This is a genomic window from Trueperaceae bacterium (assembly GCA_031581195.1).
Classification (GTDB): domain Bacteria; phylum Deinococcota; class Deinococci; order Deinococcales; family Trueperaceae; genus SLSQ01.
The window spans coordinates 1-16,990 of record JAVLCF010000012.1; the positions used below are offsets into that span (position 1 = coordinate 1).

Annotated in this window: 14 protein-coding genes; 5 read left to right on the forward strand and 9 right to left on the reverse strand. The window is 75.0% G+C overall.

What is annotated here, in order from left to right; genetic code table 11:
* Positions 1-509 (reverse strand): hypothetical protein (locus tag RI554_02095; GenBank protein ID MDR9390804.1); only part of this gene is annotated, 509 nt, incomplete at its 3' end.
* Between the two features lie 103 nt (positions 510-612).
* Here RI554_02095 and RI554_02100 point away from each other — a divergent pair.
* Positions 613-3,552 carry an insulinase family protein gene (locus tag RI554_02100; protein ID MDR9390805.1) on the forward strand — a complete coding sequence of 980 codons (2,940 nt, stop codon included), beginning with the start codon at positions 613-615 and terminating at the stop codon, positions 3,550-3,552.
* A gap of 69 nt (positions 3,553-3,621) precedes the next feature.
* Here the strand turns inward: RI554_02100 and clpB are convergent, their stop codons facing one another.
* The 4 genes from clpB to RI554_02120 all read right to left on the reverse strand — a co-directional run bounded on the left by clpB (position 3,622) and on the right by RI554_02120 (position 9,150).
* Complete coding sequence (gene clpB / locus RI554_02105) at positions 3,622-6,210, reverse strand: ATP-dependent chaperone ClpB (protein MDR9390806.1); 2,589 nt, start codon at positions 6,208-6,210, stop codon at positions 3,622-3,624.
* Positions 6,211-6,331: 121 nt separating this feature from the next.
* Entirely contained in the window at positions 6,332-7,714 is a 1,383-nt protein-coding gene (locus RI554_02110; GenBank protein MDR9390807.1) for an NAD(P)(+) transhydrogenase (Re/Si-specific) subunit beta, read from the reverse strand.
* Positions 7,715-7,717: 3 nt separating this feature from the next.
* Positions 7,718-7,990, reverse strand: a complete 273-nt coding sequence (locus RI554_02115; GenBank protein MDR9390808.1) for an NAD(P) transhydrogenase subunit alpha — start codon at positions 7,988-7,990, stop codon at positions 7,718-7,720.
* A complete protein-coding gene (locus tag RI554_02120; protein MDR9390809.1) occupies positions 7,990-9,150 on the reverse strand; it encodes an NAD(P) transhydrogenase subunit alpha in 1,161 nt (386 codons plus the stop codon). Before RI554_02120 ends, RI554_02115 begins: the two co-directional genes overlap by 1 nt.
* Positions 9,151-9,229: 79 nt before the next feature.
* Between RI554_02120 and pfkA the strand changes: the two genes are divergently transcribed.
* Positions 9,230-10,198 (forward strand): 6-phosphofructokinase, encoded by a 969-nt coding sequence (gene pfkA / locus RI554_02125; protein MDR9390810.1) that lies wholly within the window; start codon positions 9,230-9,232, stop codon positions 10,196-10,198.
* A gap of 15 nt (positions 10,199-10,213) precedes the next feature.
* Here the strand turns inward: pfkA and tyrS are convergent, their stop codons facing one another.
* On the reverse strand, positions 10,214-11,446 hold the full coding sequence (gene tyrS, locus RI554_02130) for a tyrosine--tRNA ligase (protein MDR9390811.1): 1,233 nt from the start codon (positions 11,444-11,446) through the stop codon (positions 10,214-10,216).
* 93 nt (positions 11,447-11,539) lie between these two features.
* Here tyrS and rocF point away from each other — a divergent pair, with 93 nt between their 5' ends.
* A complete protein-coding gene (rocF, locus tag RI554_02135) occupies positions 11,540-12,424 on the forward strand; it encodes an arginase (GenBank protein ID MDR9390812.1) in 885 nt (294 codons plus the stop codon).
* A gap of 24 nt (positions 12,425-12,448) precedes the next feature.
* On the opposite strand, the gene RI554_02140 is transcribed toward rocF, so the two are convergent.
* On the reverse strand, positions 12,449-13,324 hold the full coding sequence (locus RI554_02140) for a patatin-like phospholipase family protein (protein ID MDR9390813.1): 876 nt from the start codon (positions 13,322-13,324) through the stop codon (positions 12,449-12,451).
* Positions 13,325-13,393: 69 nt separating this feature from the next.
* Here RI554_02140 and RI554_02145 point away from each other — a divergent pair, with 69 nt between their 5' ends.
* The gene (locus RI554_02145; protein MDR9390814.1) at positions 13,394-14,347 is read left to right on the forward strand and encodes a glycosyltransferase; all 954 of its coding nucleotides are present in this window, start codon (positions 13,394-13,396) and stop codon (positions 14,345-14,347) included.
* A complete protein-coding gene (locus RI554_02150) occupies positions 14,344-15,171 on the forward strand; it encodes a hypothetical protein (protein ID MDR9390815.1) in 828 nt (275 codons plus the stop codon). The genes RI554_02145 and RI554_02150 overlap by 4 nt, the downstream gene beginning before the upstream one ends.
* Here the strand turns inward: RI554_02150 and RI554_02155 are convergent.
* On the reverse strand, positions 15,168-16,220 hold the full coding sequence (locus RI554_02155) for an ATP-binding protein (protein ID MDR9390816.1): 1,053 nt from the start codon (positions 16,218-16,220) through the stop codon (positions 15,168-15,170). The two genes, RI554_02150 and RI554_02155, sit on opposite strands and share 4 nt — an antisense overlap.
* Positions 16,204-16,908, reverse strand: coding sequence for a response regulator transcription factor (locus RI554_02160; protein ID MDR9390817.1), 705 nt, complete (start codon positions 16,906-16,908; stop codon positions 16,204-16,206). The genes RI554_02155 and RI554_02160 overlap by 17 nt, the downstream gene beginning before the upstream one ends.
* Positions 16,909-16,990: the final 82 nt, after the last annotated feature.

The following is a 16,990-nucleotide window of genomic DNA, read 5'->3' on the forward strand; positions in this document are numbered from 1 at the left end:
GCGTCGTCCTCGCCGAGGTCGGCGTGCGCGTGCCCGAGCAGCGACCAGCGCCGCCACTGCAGGTAGGCGGGGACCGCGTCGTCGGGCATCGCGCGGAGGCGACGGCGGGCGGCGCGGGCGGCGCCGGCCCACCAGAGGGCGCTCGCGGCGTGGTACGCCGCGACCGGGTCCGCGGCGTCGACGCCGTCCACCGCCCGCCGGACCGAGCTGGCCGAGGCCCCCTCGAGGGCGCGGAACTCCGCGTGCAGCGCCCGGTACAGGGGCGCGTCGACGACGGCGCCGTCGAGCGCCGCCGCTTCGCGGAGGCGCTCCCGCCCGCGCGCCACGCCGCCGCGCCCGTACAGCGCGTCGGTGGCGGCGAGGTGCAGGCGGTACGTCGCCCGGTCGGCGGCGTCGCGCGGGTCGGTCGCGCCGTGATGGAGCGCGGCGACGGCGTCGTCGACGTTCCCGGCGTCGAGGGCGGCGCGGGCGCGTTCGAGGTGCGCGAGGCGGGAGGGGCGGGCGGCCACGGGGGACGCTATCACGGCCGGTGGAGGCCGGCGGGGCGCGAGCCCGGGGGCGACGTCGGCAGCGCCGCGGAGGCGCGGCGGGGCCCGTGATAGCGTCCGCGCCATGGATGCTTTCGGGTTCGTCGTGGACGACCAGCACACGCTTTCGATCGCCGGCGCGACGGCGCGCCGGTACCGGCACGCCGCCAGCGGCGCGGAACTCCTGGCGCTCGACGCCGACGACGCGAACCTGTCGTTCGCCGTCGGCTTCGCCACCCCCCCGCGCGACGACACCGGCGTGGCGCACATCCTGGAGCACATGGTGCTCGCCGGGTCGCGGAAGTACCCGTTGCGCGACCCGTTCTTCGACATGGTGAAGGGCTCGCTGGCGGGGTTCCTGAACGCCCTGACGTACCCCGACCGGACGGTGTACCCCTTCGCGACGCAGAACCGCCGGGACTACCTGAACCTGCTCGACGTGTACCTCGACGCGGTGTTCGCGCCGCGCCTCGCGCGCACGACGTTCGAGCAGGAGGGCTGGCACCTGGAACGCGCCGGCGAGGGCGACGGGGCGGACGGGGCGGCAGACGCGGCGTTGGCGTTGCGCGGCGTCGTGTTCAACGAGATGAAGGGCGCCTTCGGGGACCCCAGCCGGGCCCTGCACCAGGCGGAGGCGGCGGGTCTACTGCCGGACACGCCGTACGCGTTCGAGTCGGGGGGCGACCCGGCGGCGATCCCCGACCTGACGTACGAGGCGCTCACGGCGTTCCACGCCGAGCACTACCACCCCTCCCGCGCGAGGTTCGTGGTGCACGGCGACGTGCCGCTGGAGGAGGTCGCGGCCCGGATCGCGCCGTACCTCGAGGGGGTGACGCCGCTCCCGCCCGTCCCGGCGCCGGCCCTCCAGCCGCCGTTCGAGGCACCGCGCGAGGCGCAGGCCCCCTACCCCGCCGACGCGAGCGACAAGGCGCTCGCGACGGTCGCCTGGGCGTTGCCGGGCCTGGAGGGCCCGGGCGAAGCGTTGCTGCTGGAGGTGCTGGACCACGCGCTGGTGGGGACGCCCGCCGCACCGCTCCGGCGGGCGTTGCTGGATGCGGGGGTGGGCGAGGCGTTCCTCGGGGGGCTCGACACCACCGCGCGGCAACCGACCTTCCATGCGGGCCTCCGCGGGGTCGACCCGGCGCGCGTCGGGGAGGTGCACGCCCTGGTGCTAGACACCCTTCGCGACGTCGCCCGCGTCGGCTTCGATCCGGAGGACGTCCGGGCGGCGCGCAACCGCCTGGAGTTCGACCTGCGCGAGATGGACGCCGGCGGAGGGCAGCAGGGCCTCAGCCTCGCCTTCGCGGCGCTGGACGCCTGGATGCACGGCCGCGACCCCGTCCGCGAACTGGATTTCGATGCGGCGCTCGCCGACCTGGACGCCCGCCTCGCGGAGGACGGCGGGGAGGACCACGGCGCGTCGGTGCTGGGGCGGCTGCTGCAGCGGCGGTTGCTGGACAACGCGCACCGCGTGCACGCCTCCGCGACGCCGGACCCGGAGCTCAGTGCGCGACGCGACGCCGAGGAGCGCGCGCGTCTCGCGGCGCGGGCGGAGGCGATGGGGAACGCCGAGTGGCGCGCGTTGGAGGCGGCGAACGCCGCGTTGCGCGACGCGCAGGAGACGCCGGATGCGCCCGAGGCGCGCGCGGCGTTGCCGCGCCTGCACCGCGGCGACCTGCACGACCCGACGCCCGACCCGGTGCCGGAGGTGGAGGCGCACGACGGCGCGGAGCTGCTGCGCTACGACCTGCCGACCCGCGGCCTGGGGTACGTCGACGTCGCCTTCGACCTGCGGACGGTGCCGGAGGCGGGCCTGGCGCACGTCGGGATGCTGGGGCGCTACCTGCTCGAGACGGGGACGGCGTCGCGGTCGTTGGCGTCGCTCACGCGGGCGATCGATGCGGACACCGGCGGGATCGGGGCCGGCGCCGACCTCGCGGCGGGGGTCGGGGGCGCGCCGGGGTTGGCGCGCTTCGTGGTGCGGGGGTCGGCGTTGGCGTCGAAGGCGGACGCGTTGGCGGACCTGACGACCGAGGTCCTGCGCGAGGCGGACTTCGGGGACGCCGACGTGCTGCGGCGCCTCACGGTGGAGCGCTTGGCGCGCCGCCGGGCGGCGCTCGAGCGGGCGGGGCACCGCTTCGCGTTGCGCCGCCTCGCGGCGCACGGGGCGCTGGAGGCGCGCCTCGAGGAGCACCTGAGCGGCCTCGCGTCGCTGGGGACGTTGAAGGCGGCGGCGGACCTGGCCGAACGCGATCCCGACGCCCTCCGCGAGCAGCTGGAGGCGCTGCGGGCGTCGTTGTTGGTGCGGGCCGGGACGGTGGCGGCGGTGCACGCCGACGACGCGGCGGACGACGCGATGCGGGCGGCGGCGCGGCGGCTGGTGTCCGCCCTTCCGGCCGGCGGTGCGGCGGAGGGCGCCGACGTCGGGGCGCTCCCGGCGCCGGCGCCGGCGGAGGCCTGGCGCCTTCCGGGGCAGGTGTTCTACGTCGCGACCGGCCGGACGCTGGTGGGCGGCGCGCCGCTCCCGGGGAGTTGGTTGGTGGCGGCCCGCTGGTTGTCGAGCGAGGTGTTCCTGCCGCGCATCCGCTTCCAGGGCGGCGCCTACGGGGCGGGGGCGGTGCTGGATCCGTTGCGGGGGGCGTTCCGCACCTTCTCGTACCGCGACCCGAACTTCGCGGAGACGTTGGACGTCATGGCGGAGGCGCCCGACCGCCTCGAGGAGGCGGCGGGGTCGCTGGACGAGCGCGACCTGGAGACGTTGATCATCGGCACGCTCGGGGGGTTGGATCCGCACGAGATGCCCGCCGAACGCGGCTACCGGGCGTTGACGCGGCGGCTGCGCGGCAGCCTCGAGGAGCGCGAGCGCCTGCGCCGCGAGGTGTTGGGGACGACGCGGGAGGCGTTCGCGGAGTTGGCGGACGCGATCCGGGCGGCGGGCGCACCCCGCATCGTCGCGCTCGGGCCGGAGGCGGGTCTACGGACGCTCGAGGGGGAGCTCGGGCTGGTGATCCGCGAGCCGGCGTAGGGGGCCCCCGATCGGGCGAAGGGGCCGGGCGTTCCGCCCGGCCCCTTCGCGTCGCGGGTGCGGAGCCGGTTAGGCGAGGACCTCCTGGGGGCGTTCGGTGTCGAACGTCAACCGGTCCCCGTCGAGGGCGACGTGGACGACGTCGCCGTCGACGACGTCGCCGGCCAGGATGGCGCGGGAGAGCGGCGTTTCGAGTTCCGCGCGGAGGGCCCGCGCGAGGGGGCGCGCGCCGAAGGCGGGGTCGAAGCCGACCCGCGCGAGGTGCGCGAGCGCGTCGTCCTGCACGTCGAGGGTGATGCGTTTGTCGGCGAGGCGGGCGGCGAGGTCGTCGATGCGGAGTTGCGCGATGCGGGCGACCTGCGCCGCGTCGAGCCCTTCGAAGACGACGACGTCGTCGAGGCGGTTGAGGAACTCGGGGCGGAAGGCGTCACGGAGCTCCTCCATGACGGCGGCCTCCACCTCGCTCGCGGGGCGTCCGGCGCGGCTCATCTCGAGGATGTGCGGGCTGCCGACGTTGCTGGTGAGGATGACGACGGTGTGCTTGAAGTCCACCGTGCGGCCGTGCGCGTCGGTGAGGCGCCCGTCGTCGAGGAGTTGCAGCAGCGCGTTGAAGACGTCCGGGTGGGCCTTCTCGATCTCGTCGAAGAGGACGACGGCGTACGGGCGGCGGCGGATCGCTTCGGTCAGGTGGCCGCCCTCCTCGTAGCCGACGTACCCGGGGGGCGCCCCGATGAGGCGGGCGACGGTGTGCTTCTCCATGTACTCGCTCATGTCCAACCGGACGAGGGCGTCCTCGTCGTCGAACAGGTTCTGCGCGAGCGCCTTCGCGGTTTCGGTCTTCCCGACCCCCGTGGGGCCGAGGAACAGGAAACTGCCGATGGGGCGGGCGGGGTCGGACAGGCCGGCGCGGGAGCGGCGGACGGCGTCGGCGACCGCCTGCAGCGCCCGGTCCTGCCCGATCACGCGGGCGTGCAGTTCGTCCTCGAGGCCGAGGAGTTTCTCGCGTTCGCCCTCGACGAGCTTCGCGACGGGGATGCCGGTGGCGCGGGCGACGACCTCGGCGACCTCGTCCTCGCCGACCTCGAGGCGCACGTAGCGGGCGTCCTCGAGTTCGCGGGCGAGCTCCGCGAGGCGCGTCTCGAGTTTCGGGAGGTGGCCGTAGCGGAGCTCCGCGGCGGTGTCGAGGTCGTAGGCGCGTTCGGCGCTTTCGATGCCGGTGCGGACGCGGTCGAGTTCCGCCTGCGCGCCGCGGAGTTCGTCGAGCTTGGCCTTCTCCTGCTTCCAGTCGCTCTGGGCGGTCTCGATGCGGTCCTCGATGGTCCCCAGTTCCTCCTCGGCGCGCAGGAGCCGAGCGGCGGACTCGGGGTCGTCCTCCTTGGCGAGCGCAGCGCGCTCGACGTCGAGCTGCAGCTTGCGGCGCTGCAGCGCGTCGATCTCCTCGGGGAGGCTGTCGAGCTGGACGCGGATGCGGCTGGCGGCTTCGTCGACGAGGTCGATGGCGGCGTCGGGCAGGCGCCGGTCGGACAGGTAGCGGTGCCCGAGGGTGGCGGCGGCGATCAGCGCGGGGTCGGCGATGCGGACGCCGTGGTGCACCTCGTACTTCTCCTTGAGGCCGCGGAGGATGCTGACGGTGTCCTCGACGCTGGGTTCGTCGACGAAGATCGGTTGGAAGCGGCGTTCGAGGGCGGCGTCCTTCTCGATCTCGCGGTACTCGTCGAGCGTCGTCGCGCCGATGAGGCGCAACTGCCCGCGGGCGAGGGCGGGTTTGAGCATGTTGCCGGCGTCGACGGCGCCCTCGGCCTTCCCCGCCCCGACGATGGTGTGGAGTTCGTCGATGAACATCACGACCTCGCCGGCGGCGCGTACGACCTCCTCGACGACGGCTTTGAGGCGCTCCTCGAACTCGCCGCGGTACTTCGCGCCGGCGAGCAGGGAGCCCATGTCGAGCTGGACGATGCGTTTGCCGTGGAGGCCCTCGGGCACGTCGCCGGCCACGATGCGTTGGGCGAGGCCTTCGGCGATCGCGGTCTTGCCGACGCCGGGCTCGCCGATCAGGACGGGGTTGTTCTTGGTGCGCCGCAGCAGGATCTGGGTGGCGCGGCGGATCTCGTCGTCGCGGCCGATGACGGGGTCGAGCTCCCCCTCCCGGGCGCGTTCGGTGAGGTCGATGCCGTACGTCTCGAGCGCTTCGTACGTCGCTTCGGCTTCGCGCGAGTCGACGGTCCGGTCGCCGCGCACCTCGTTCGCGGCGGCCTCGAGGGCGTCGGCGTCGGGGAGCATGGCGAGGTCGCGGCCCGCCTCGCGGCGCAGCGCGACGAGCAGGAGGTCGGCGGCGACGTAGCGGTCGCCGCGCGCTTCGGCGGCGCGTTCGGCGGCCTGGAGGGTGCGGCCGAGGCGGGCGTCGAGGGTGCGTTCGCCGGAGGCGGCGTCGCCGGAGACGCTCGGGAGGTTCGCGAGGGCGGCGTCGAGGGCGGCGTACGCCTGGGCGGGGTCGCCGCCGGCGCGGGCGACGACGCGGGCGGGGGGCGCCTGGGCGTCGGCGAGGAGGGCGGCGGCGAGGTGCAGCGCGCCGACCTGCTGTTGGCCGCGGGTCGCGGCGATGCGTTCGGCGGCCTGGAGGGCCTGCAGTGCGGCGTGGGTGAGGTGTTCGGGATCCATGCCCCCACCGTAGGGGGTTGAGCGTGGTCGTGTCAAGTTACCTGCTCACGGAAGATCGGGAGGCACGAAGACGGGCGGGGTGCCGCGCACCCCGCCCGCCCCGCACCCCGGCGCCGGAGCGCTACTCCCCCAACGTCTCCTTGAACTCCGAGACGAGCTCGCCGACCATCGCCTTGCCGTCCCCGAACAACATGCGGGTGTTCGGCTTGAAGAACAACGGGTTCTGCACCCCGGAGAACCCCGGGTTCATCGACCGCTTCAGCACGAACGTCGTGCGCGCCTCGTCGACGTTGATGATCGGCATGCCGTACAGCGGGCTCGACGCGTCCTCCCGCGCCGCGGGGTTCACGACGTCGTTCGCGCCGATCACGATCGCGACGTCGACCGTATCCATCGTCGGGTTCACGTCGCCCGGCTCCACCAACCGTTCGTACGGAACGTTCGCTTCGGCCAACAGCACGTTCATGTGGCCCGGCATGCGCCCCGCGACCGGATGGATGGCGTAGCGGACCTCCGCGCCGTTCTTCTCGAGCAACTCCGCCAACTCGCGCACGACGTGCTGCGCCTGCGCCACCGCCATGCCGTAGCCCGGCACGACGATCACGTTCGAGGCCGCCTCGAGGATGTAGTACGCATCCTCCGCCGTGATCGGTTTGACCTCCCCCTCGATCTCCGTCCCCGACGCCACCGGCGCCCCCCCGAACCCCCCGAAGAGGACGTTCGTGAGGCTGCGGTTCATCGCCTTCGACATGATGTTCGTCAGGATGAACCCCGACGCCCCGACGAGCGACCCCGCCACCACGAGGGCGCTGTTGCCCAACACGAACCCCGCCATGGAGGCCGCGAGGCCGGAGTAGGCGTTCAGGAGGCTGACGACGATCGGCATGTCCGCCCCCCCGATCGGCAGCACCAGCAACACCCCCACGACCCACGCCAACACCGCGGTCGCGAGGATCACGACGCCCGCCGCGCCCCCGTCGGGCGCGACGACGAACCACGCCGCCCCCGCCAGCGTCGCGATCGCGACGGCGGAGATGACGACCTGCTGGGCCGGCACCCGCACCGGGCGGCCCGGCAGCGTCTCGCTCAACTTGCCCCACGCGACCACGCTCCCCGACGCGGCGATCGCGCCGACGACCAACGCCGCGGCGATCGCCGCGGCGGTCCCGATCCCCTGCTCCGGCCGCTGGATCCACTCCGCCGCCGCGACCCCCATCGACGCGAGGCCCCCCGAGCCGTTGAAGAGCGCCACCATCTCCGGCATCGCCGTCATCTTCACGAGCCGCGCCGCGACCGCCCCGATCAACGCACCGACCGCCAGGCCGACCGCGACCCACAGCGGGTCGATGCCGCCCGCGAGCAGCGTCGCGACGACCGCCACCAGCATCCCGAACGCCGACAGGGCGTTCCCCCGCCGCGCGGTCTCCGCGCGCCCCAACAGCTTCAGGCCCAGGATGAACGCCACCGCCGCGGCGATGTAGGCGAGCTCCAGTCCGCCCGCCACGACTCAGCCCCGCCCTTTCGCCTTGAACAGGCTCAACATTCGGTCGGTCACCAGGTAGCCACCCACGACGTTGATCGTCGCGAACACGAGCGCCGCGACGCCGATCGCCGTGCCCAGGGTCCCCCCCGCGCTCGCGGCGATCAACGCCCCGACGATCGTGATGCCGCTGATGGCGTTGCTGCCCGACATCAACGGCGTATGGAGTTGGCTGGGGACCTTGGTGATCAACTCGACCCCGAGGAAGATCGCCAGAACGAACACGAAGATCAACAACATCACGCCGCACCCCCTTCGAGGGCCTTCGCCACCCGCGCATCGCGGACGACGCCGTCGTACGTCAACAACGCCCCGTCGAGCACCTCGTCGCCCTCGGGATCGAGCGCCAGGGCGCCGGCGTCGGCGTCCCACGCGTGCGCCACGAGCGCGAACAGGTTCGAGGCGTACATCGCCGACGCGTCGCGCGGGACGCGCGCCGGCAGGTTGGCGTCCCCGAGGATCCGCACGCCGTTCACGACGACCTCCTCGTCCGCGACGCTGCCCTCGACGTTCCCGCCGGTGGACGCCGCCATGTCCACGATCACGCTGCCGGGCGCCATGCCCGCCACCATGTCCGCGTCGACGATGCGGGGGGCGGGCCGCCCGAACAGCTGCGCGGTCGTGATCACCACGTCCGCGCCGGCCACGACCGCCGCCATCTGCCGGCGTTGCTCCGCCAGCTGCTCCGGCGTCAGTTCCTTGGCGTACCCCTGCTCCGTCTGGCCGGTCTCGCCGACGTCGAGCTCCACGAACTTCGCGCCCAACGACTGCACCTGCTCCGCGACGACGGGGCGGGTGTCGTACGCCTCGACGCGGGCCCCGAGGCGCTTCGCCGTCGCGATCGCCTGTAGGCCCGCGACGCCGACCCCGACCACGAACACGCGCGCCGGCGCGATCGTGCCCGCCGGCGTGCTCATCATCGGGAACGACTTGGGGCTGCGCTCCGCCGCCAGGATCACCGCCGCGTACCCCCCGAGGCTCGCTTGGCTCGACAACGCGTCCATCTTCTGCGCGTAACTCGTGCGCGGGATCAACTCCAGGCACAACGTCGCGAGCTTCCGCTCGCGCGCCACCGCCACCCCCTCCGGTCGCCGGAACGGATCGAGGAACGATGCGACGACGCTGCCCTCGGGGATCGCGCGCAACGTCTCGACGTCGGGCGGGTTGAGGGCGAGCAACGCGTCGGAGCGGGCGAGGACCGCGTCGCGCGGCGCGAACGTGGCGCCCGCCGCCGCGTAGGCGTCGTCCGCGTGGTCCGCCGCCGCCCCGTACCCGGGCTCGAGGTGGACCTCCGCCCCCCACTTCGTGAGGCGGCCGACGACGTCGGGCGTGAGCGCCACCCGCCGTTCGCCGGGGGTGGGGTCGAGAACGCTGGCGAAGTTCATGCCGTAGTATTCCACGTCCGTCCGTCCGCCGTCCCCGTCGCCCACCCGACGTCCTCCGGGGGTCGGCCGGAGGGCGCGGCTATACTGCGCCGCGATGAGGCACATCGGCGTACTCACCAGCGGCGGCGACGCGCCCGGCATGAACGCCGCGATCCGCGCGGTCGTCCGCACCGCCATCGCCCGCGGCGCTCGGGTCAGCGCCATCTACCGCGGCTACCAGGGCCTCCTCGAGGACGACGCCCGCGAGCTCGGCGCGCGCAGCGTCGCGAACGTCATCCAGCGGGGCGGCACCATCCTCCGCACCGCCCGCTCGCAACGGTTCGAGACGCCCGAAGCGCGCGTCGAGGCGGCCGGCAACCTCCGGCGTCGCGGCATCGATGCGCTCGTCGTGATCGGTGGGGACGGCAGCTTCCGCGGCGCGCACCGCCTGTACGTCGAGCACGGCGTCGACGTGATCGGCGTGCCCGCCACCATCGACAACGACATCGCCGGCACCGACGTCTCCATCGGCTTCAACACCGCCATGAACGTCGCGCTCGAGGCGGTCGACCGACTGCGCGACACCGCCGCCAGCCACGACCGGCTGTTCCTCGTCGAGGTCATGGGGCGCAACGCCGGCCACATCGCCCTGAACGTCGGGGTGGCCGGCGGCGCCGAAGCGATCCTGATCCCCGAACGCGAAGCCGACGTCCGCAACGTCGCCGACGCCCTCGTCGCCGCGCAGGAGCGCGGCAAGACCAGCAGCATCGTCGTCGTCGCCGAGGGTGCCTTCCCCGGCGGCGCGTTGGCGCTGCAGCAGGCGATCCGCGAGCGCAGCGGCTACGAGGTCCGCACCGTCATCCTAGGGCACACCCAACGCGGCGGGACGCCCTCCACCCGCGACCGGGTGTTGGCGTCGCGCCTCGCGTACATGGCGGTCGAAGGCCTCCTCGCCGGCCGGACCGGGGAGATGGTCGGGGTGGACAAGCGCGGGACCGTGTACGTCCCCCTCGAGCAGGTGTGGGAGAACGAAAAACCGATCGACGAACAGCTGCTCGACCTCGCCACCGTCCTGGCGATCTGACGCCGCCGGCCCGCCTCAGTCCGCGCGGCGGACCCGCACGAAGCGATCCTTGCCGCGCTGCAGCACCACCGGCGCCTCGAGCGTGACACGGGCCCGCGGATCCTCGATCGGGACGCCGTCCAGCTTCAGGCCGCGATTCTGAATCAGGCGGCGCGCCTCGCCGTTCGACGCCGCGAAGCCGGCCCGCACCGCCACCGCCAGCACCGAGACCGCCCCGTCGTCGAACGCGTCGGCCGGCACCACGACCTCCGCGAGGTCGTCCGGCGTCTCGCCCCGCGCCACCGCGTCGTAGCGGGCTTCGGCGTCGGGGACGGGGTCCGCCCCGTGGTATAGCGTCACCAACGCCCGCGCGAAGCGGCGGTGCGCCGCCACCGGGTCGCGCGCCACCTCGTCGCGCAGCGCGGCGACGTCCAGCAGCGTGCACAACTCCGCGTAGCGCGGCAGCAACGCGTCGACGACCTGCATCGCCTTCTTGAACATCGCGTCGGGTGGATCGGTGAGACCGATGACGTTCCCGAGGCTCTTCGACATCTTCTCCTGCCCGTCGAGACCCTCCAGCAACGGCGTGGTGAGCGCCACCTGCGGCGTCAGGCCGTACGCCCGCTGGACGTCCCGCCCGACGAGCAGGTTGAACAGTTGGTCGGTCCCCCCGAGCTCCACGTCGGCGCGCACCGCGACGGAGTCGTACCCCTGCGCGAGGGGGTAGAGGAACTCGTGCACGCTGATCGGCACGCCGCCCCGGTAGCGGTTCGTGAAGTCGTCACGCTCCAGCATCCGCGCGACGGTGTACGTCGAGGCGAGGCGGACGACCTCCGCGAAACCGAGGCCCGACAACCACTCGGAGTTGTGGCGGATCTCCAGCTTCGCGGGGTCGTCGTCGAGCACGCGGGTGGCCTGCGCGACGTACGTCTCGCCGTTCGCGCGGGTCTCCTCCAGCGTCAACGGCGGGCGGGTCTTGTTGCGCCCCGACGGATCCCCGATCGTGGCGGTGAAGTCCCCGATGATCAGGACCGCGACGTGGCCGAGGTCCTGAAACTGCCGCATCTTGCGCAGCACGACCGCGTGCCCGACGTGCAGGTCCGCGCTGGAGGGGTCGACCCCCAACTTCACGCGCAGGGGGCGCCCCTGCGCCTCCGCGCGCGCCAGCAACACGCGGATGCCGTCCTCGGGCACCACGTCGCTCGCGCCGCGCGCGAGCAACGCGAACGCGTCGTTCGGTCCACCTGTCCCCGCTTCGGCGTGGCTCACGTCCGCCTCCCTCTCGCCGGTCCGTTCCGGCCGGGGGAGGCTACCACGCGCCCCGGCGGGGTCGGCGGCCCGGGGACGTGGCATCCTGTCGCCATGCGCGACGTGCACCTCCTCGGCATCCCCATGGACCTCGGCGCGGGCCGGCGCGGCGTCGACGTCGGACCCAGCGCCCTCCGCCTCGCCCGCCTCACGCCCACCCTCGAGCGGATCGGGCGCCACGTCGTCGATCACGGCAACGTCCCCGTCGCGGTGCCCGAAGCGACCGACGACCCCGAACGCTTGGCGTTCGTCGACGCGATCGCCGCGGCCGCCCGCGCCACCGTCGACGCCGCCTCCGCGATCCCGTCCGACGCGATCCCGGTGTTCCTCGGGGGGGATCACGCCGTGACGATCGGGACGTACGCCGCCCGCGCCGCGCTCGGCCGGACCGGCGTGCTGTGGATCGATGCGCACGCCGACCTCAACACCCCCGCCACCAGCCCGTCGGGCAACGTGCACGGCATGCCGGCCGCGGTCCTGATGGGCGAGGGCGACCCCCGCCTCGTCGACGTCGTTCCCGCCGGCGCCCGCCTCGACCCGCGCGACCTGGTGTACGTCGGGCTCCGCTCCGTCGACCCCGCCGAACGCGCACGCATCGCGGAGCTCGGCATCCGCACCTACACGATGACCGACGTCGACCGGCGCGGCCTCGCCGACGTCGCCGACGCCGCCGCCGCCGACCTCGCGCACGTCGACCGGCTGCACGTCTCCTTCGACGCCGACGTCCTCGACCCCGACCTCGCACCGGGCGTCGGGACGCCGGTCCCCGGGGGGCTGAGTTACCGCGAAGCGCACCTGCTCATGGAGATCCTCGCCGCCACCGGCCTCGTGACCAGCGTCGACCTGGTCGAGGACAACCCGATGCTCGACGACCGCAACCGCACCGCCGACATCGTCGTCGAGATGGCGGCCAGCCTCCTGGGGAAGACGATCCTCTGACGCCGGCCGGTCCCGCGCGACCGATCAGCCGCCCGCGCCGCCGTCGACCCACGCCGCCCGCGCCCGCACCAACCGCGGCACCGCCGCCTCGAGCGCCCGCTCCCCCGCCACCACCGCATCCCCCGCCCGATCGAAGCGCAGCCAATGGATCGGCGGGCGCGCCTCGACGTGCAACGCGTCCTCCGGCACCTCCCGCACGTAGCCCTCCGCCGTCCACGCCAACGCCCGCACCAGGTCGCCGACGTACCCCGGCCCCGCGCGCCCCATCGCCGCATGGACCCGCCGCCCCCACGGCTGCGTCAACGCCCACCGCACCCCCCGAATCGTGCGCGACGCATCCGCATCCGTCCCCACGCCGATCGCGATGCGCAGGTCGAACGCGTCCGGCTCGAGCGTGTCGAGCGGCGTCGGGGACCCGACGCCGCCATCCAACAGCCGGCGTCCGCCGATCTCGACCGGCGCGAAGAGGCCGGGCAGCGACGCCGACGCCCGCAACGCCGGCGCCAACGCGCCCGACGTCAACACGACCCGCTCCCCCGTCGCCGCGTCGGTCGTGACGACGCGCAGGTCGCGATCGAGGTCCTCGAAGGCGCGCCCCTCCACCAACGCGTCGAAGTACGCCTCCAGGCGCCGCCCGGCGAACAACGCCCCGCGGTGCAGCCCGACGTCCAGGACCCGCGGCAGCACGTCCCGACGACGGAGCGCCGCCGCCTGCCGCTCGAGCGCCTCGGGACTGCGCGCCATGGCGTAGAGCGCCCCGACGACCGCCCCGAAGCTGGTGCCCACGATCGTGTCCGGCGCGAACCCGTGCCGTTCGAGCGACGCGAGCGCGCCGATGTGCGCGTAGCCGCGGGCGCTGCCACCCCCGAGCGCCACGCCGATGCGAGGAACCGTCGTCACGCCTCAGCCTAGCGCGCCGCCGCCGCCCCGCCGGTCGCGCGCGCCCGCCGCCGCTGCTAGCCTGCCGTCGTGCACCTCGACCGCGTCGTCCTCGTCCACTACCGGACGCCCGACCTCCTCGCGCAGGCCGCCTCCGCGTACGCCCGCGAAGCGCCGGACGTCCCCCTCGAGGTCCTCGACACCGGCGGACCGGCGCACGCGGGCGACGCCCGCGCGGCGCTCGCGGGGCACCCCCACGCCGCGTGGCGGGCGGTCCCGAACGCCGGCTACGCCGCGGTCGTGAACGACGCCCTGCGCCGCGCCCTGGCGCGGAACGGTGCGGCGGACGCCCTGCTGCTCATCGCGAACGCCGACGCGTGGCCCCACGCCGGCACCCTGCCGGCGCTGCTCGCGCCCTTCCACGACCCCCGCGTCGCGATGACCGGCCCGCTCGCCCGCACCCCGGGCGGCACCCCCGAACGCCTCGGGCTGCCCTACCGCCCCGCCCAACGCCGGGTGGCGGGCCGCCCCCACGCGACGACCGATGTCGCCTGGCTGTCCGGCGCGCTGTTCGTCGTGCGGACCCGCGCCGCGCGGGCGGCGGGCGGCATGGACGCCGCGCTGCGCTTCGGCAACGAGGACCTCGAGTGGGGCGTCCGCCTACGGCGGTCCGGCGGGCGGGTCCAGCTCGTCGGGGCCGACGCGACGCACGTCGGGGGCGCCTCCACGCCGGCCGAGGGCCGCTTCCTCGTCGAGGGCCTGCGCGGGGGGCTCGTCACCACCCGCCGCTTCCTCGGGCCCGCCGCCGCCGGCGTGCACCGCGCCGCCGTCGCGGCGTGGGCGACCGCGCGGACGCTCACCGCGCCCGCGGCGCGCCGTCCGGCGTGGCGCGCCGCCGCGCGCATGCTGGTCCGCGGCCGGCTGGGCGCCACGCCGTTCGGTGCGACGCTGGACGCCGCCGCCGACGGCTTCCCCGACGCCTGGCCCCCCACCGACGCCGACCGCGACCCGGCCCCCCATACCGACCTCGCGGAGGACGCGTGACCCTCGCGACCCTCCTGCAGGCGGCGCCCGACCGTCCGTTCGTCGCGGCCGCCCTCCTCGCCGCCGGCCTCGTCCTCGCCACCGCGGTCGGCGCCGGCGTCCGTTCCGCCCGGACGCGTCCGCCGTTCCCCCGCGACGCCGCCCCGCTGGCGCTCGCGGCGCTCGTGGGGGCGCTCGCCTGGCACGAGGCGGCGCACGCCCCGGGGGGCGCCGACGCGCCTGCATGGGCACGCGACGCCCTCCGCTTGGCGCCGTGGGCGCCGTTGGTCCTCCTCGCCCTGGCGCGCGGGCCGCTGCTCGCCGCGGTCCCGGCGGTGGCGTTCGCGCGCCTCGCCCTGCCGGACGGGCTCGCCGACGTCGCCGCCCTCCACGGCGTCCTCGCCGTCACCGCCGCGGGCTGGTGGGCGCTCCGGCCACCCCCCGCCACCCACCGCGCGGTCGCGCCGGTCGCCCTCCTCGTCGGGGCGGGCGTGGCGACGGCGTCGGTCGGGTGGGCCGCCCGCGTCGCGTCGGACGGGCACCCCCCACGCGTCGGCGACCTCGCCGCGCTCGTGGCGCGACCCGGGGTCGCGCTCGCGATCGGGCTGGCCGTACTCCTCCTCGCCGCGCCGGCCCCCACCTGGTGGCGGGCGGCGGCCGGACCGGCCTCGACCGACCCGGGATCGACCCGGGCGGCGTCGGGCGGAGCGGGCGAGCTCGCGCGCACCGGCGCCCCGTGGGGGCGCGACGCCGCGGCGCGGCTCCCGTGGCCCGCCGCGCGCCGGAGGCGCGGGGCGCGGCGCCTCACGCCACCGCCCGATCCGGGGCCCCTCCGGCGCGGTTAAGCGTCGTCGGTCGGGACGGCGCCGGGCTGCGGCGCGTCCCCCGCCGCACCCTCGCCGGGCCGACGCTCCCCCTCGCGCTGCCACGGCGTCGGACGGCGTGCCGGGGCGGTCACCCCGAACGCGTTGCCCTCCGCGCCATCCTCGTGCCACGGGGCGCCCCACGCCTCGCCCCCCCACCGCTCCGCGATGGAGCGCACCACGTACAGCCCCAACCCCCGGCCCTTGCCGGTCTCCGCCGTCCGCCCCCGGGCGTGCAGTTCGAACAACGCCTCGACCCCCTCGGGATCCAACGGCGTGCCCGCGTCGCGCACCCGCAGCGTCACGATCTCCCCCTGCTCACGCGCCTCGACGACGACCTCCGCTCCGTCGGGTCCGTGCACCGCCGCGTTCTCGAGCAGATTGACGACGACCTGCAGGACCTTGTCCGGATCGGCCCACACCGTCGGGGCCTGCAGGTCGCGGCGCACCCACACGGCGTGCCGCTCCAGCGTGTCGCCCAACACCCCGATCGCCCGCTCCACCGTCGACGCGACGTCGACGCTGCGCGCGCGGGGCGGCGAGACGTCGACCGTCAGGTCCTCCAACAACCGCACGAGGCGTTCCGCCTCGTCGCTGGCGCGCAGCAGGAAGCGCTCGCGCAGCTCCCCCTCGAGGTCCGGGTAGGCGAGCGCCTCCAGGGTGGAGCGGATCGTCGTGACCGGCGTGCGCAGTTCGTGCGACAACACCGCCAACAACTCCCGGGCGTCCTCCTGCGCCGAACGCGCTTCGCTGACGTCGCGCAACGCCAACCCGCCCTCGATGCGTTCCACCTCGACGCGGCGACCGCGGACCGTGAGTTCCTCCCGCCCCCCGGTGCGCCACACCCGCTCGAGACGGTGGTCGCGCAGCGCGGCGATCAACGTCGCCCCGACCGCGGCCCGCGCGTCGGTCCCGAGGAGCTCCGCGGCGGCGGCGTTGAGGAACGCCACGCGCTCGTCGCGGATGGCGACGACGCCCTCGGCGAGCCCGCCGAGGAGCGTCGCGAGGTCGGGGTCAGGTGGGCTCGTCATGAACGAATCGATACCCCCTCCCCCGCACCGTCTCGATGCGGCCCTCCCCCAACCGTTGCCGGATCTGCGCGACGTGCTGGTCGACCGTCCGCTCGGTCCCGAGGAACGCCTCCCCCCAGACGCGGTCGAGGAGCTCGTTGCGGGAGAACACCCGCCCGGGGTGGCTGGCGAGGAAGGCGACGAGCTCGAACTCGCGGCGCGTCAACGTGACCGGCGCCCCCCCGACCGTCACCTGCGCCGCATCCTGATCGACCGTCAGGTCGCCGACCTGCACCTGCCGGCGTTGCGGCGCGCGGCGCAACAACGCCTTGATGCGCGCCACGAGCTCGTGCGCGCTGAACGGCTTGACGAGGTAGTCGTCCGCGCCCGATTCGAGGCCCTCGACCCGATCGACCTCGCTGGCGCGGGCCGTCAACATCAACACCGGGAGGTCGGCGAGGCCGGCGTCGCGGCGCACCCACCCGAGGAGGGCGTCGCCCGACCCGTCGGGCAGCATCCGGTCGAGGACGACGAGGTCCGCGGTTCGGACCCGATCCCAGGCGGCGGCCACCGTCTCCGCCTCCGCGGTGCGGTACCCGGCGCGCGCGAGGTGCAACACCACCAACTCGCGGACCGCCGGGTCGTCCTCGACGACCAACACGACGGCGCCCGGGGGCGGGTCGGTGCGCGGGGACGGCGGAGCGTTCACGCTCCCGAGTGTACGCCCGGACGCGTCAGGGGGCCGTCAGGACGCCCGGGCCGCAGGCAGGCGTTGACGTACCGCTGACGTC

Excerpts from the sequence above, each read along its gene's own strand:
- RI554_02100 (MDR9390805.1), top strand. The coding sequence starts at position 613 with ATGGATGCTTTCGGGTTCGTCGTGGACGACCAGCACACGCTTTCGATC.
- clpB (MDR9390806.1), bottom strand. The coding sequence starts at position 6,210 with ATGGATCCCGAACACCTCACCCACGCCGCACTGCAGGCCCTCCAGGCC.
- RI554_02155 (MDR9390816.1), bottom strand. The coding sequence starts at position 16,220 with ATGACGAGCCCACCTGACCCCGACCTCGCGACGCTCCTCGGCGGGCTC.
- rocF (MDR9390812.1), top strand. The coding sequence starts at position 11,540 with ATGCGCGACGTGCACCTCCTCGGCATCCCCATGGACCTCGGCGCGGGC.
- RI554_02115 (MDR9390808.1), bottom strand. The coding sequence starts at position 7,990 with ATGTTGTTGATCTTCGTGTTCGTTCTGGCGATCTTCCTCGGGGTCGAG.
- pfkA (MDR9390810.1), top strand. The coding sequence starts at position 9,230 with ATGAGGCACATCGGCGTACTCACCAGCGGCGGCGACGCGCCCGGCATG.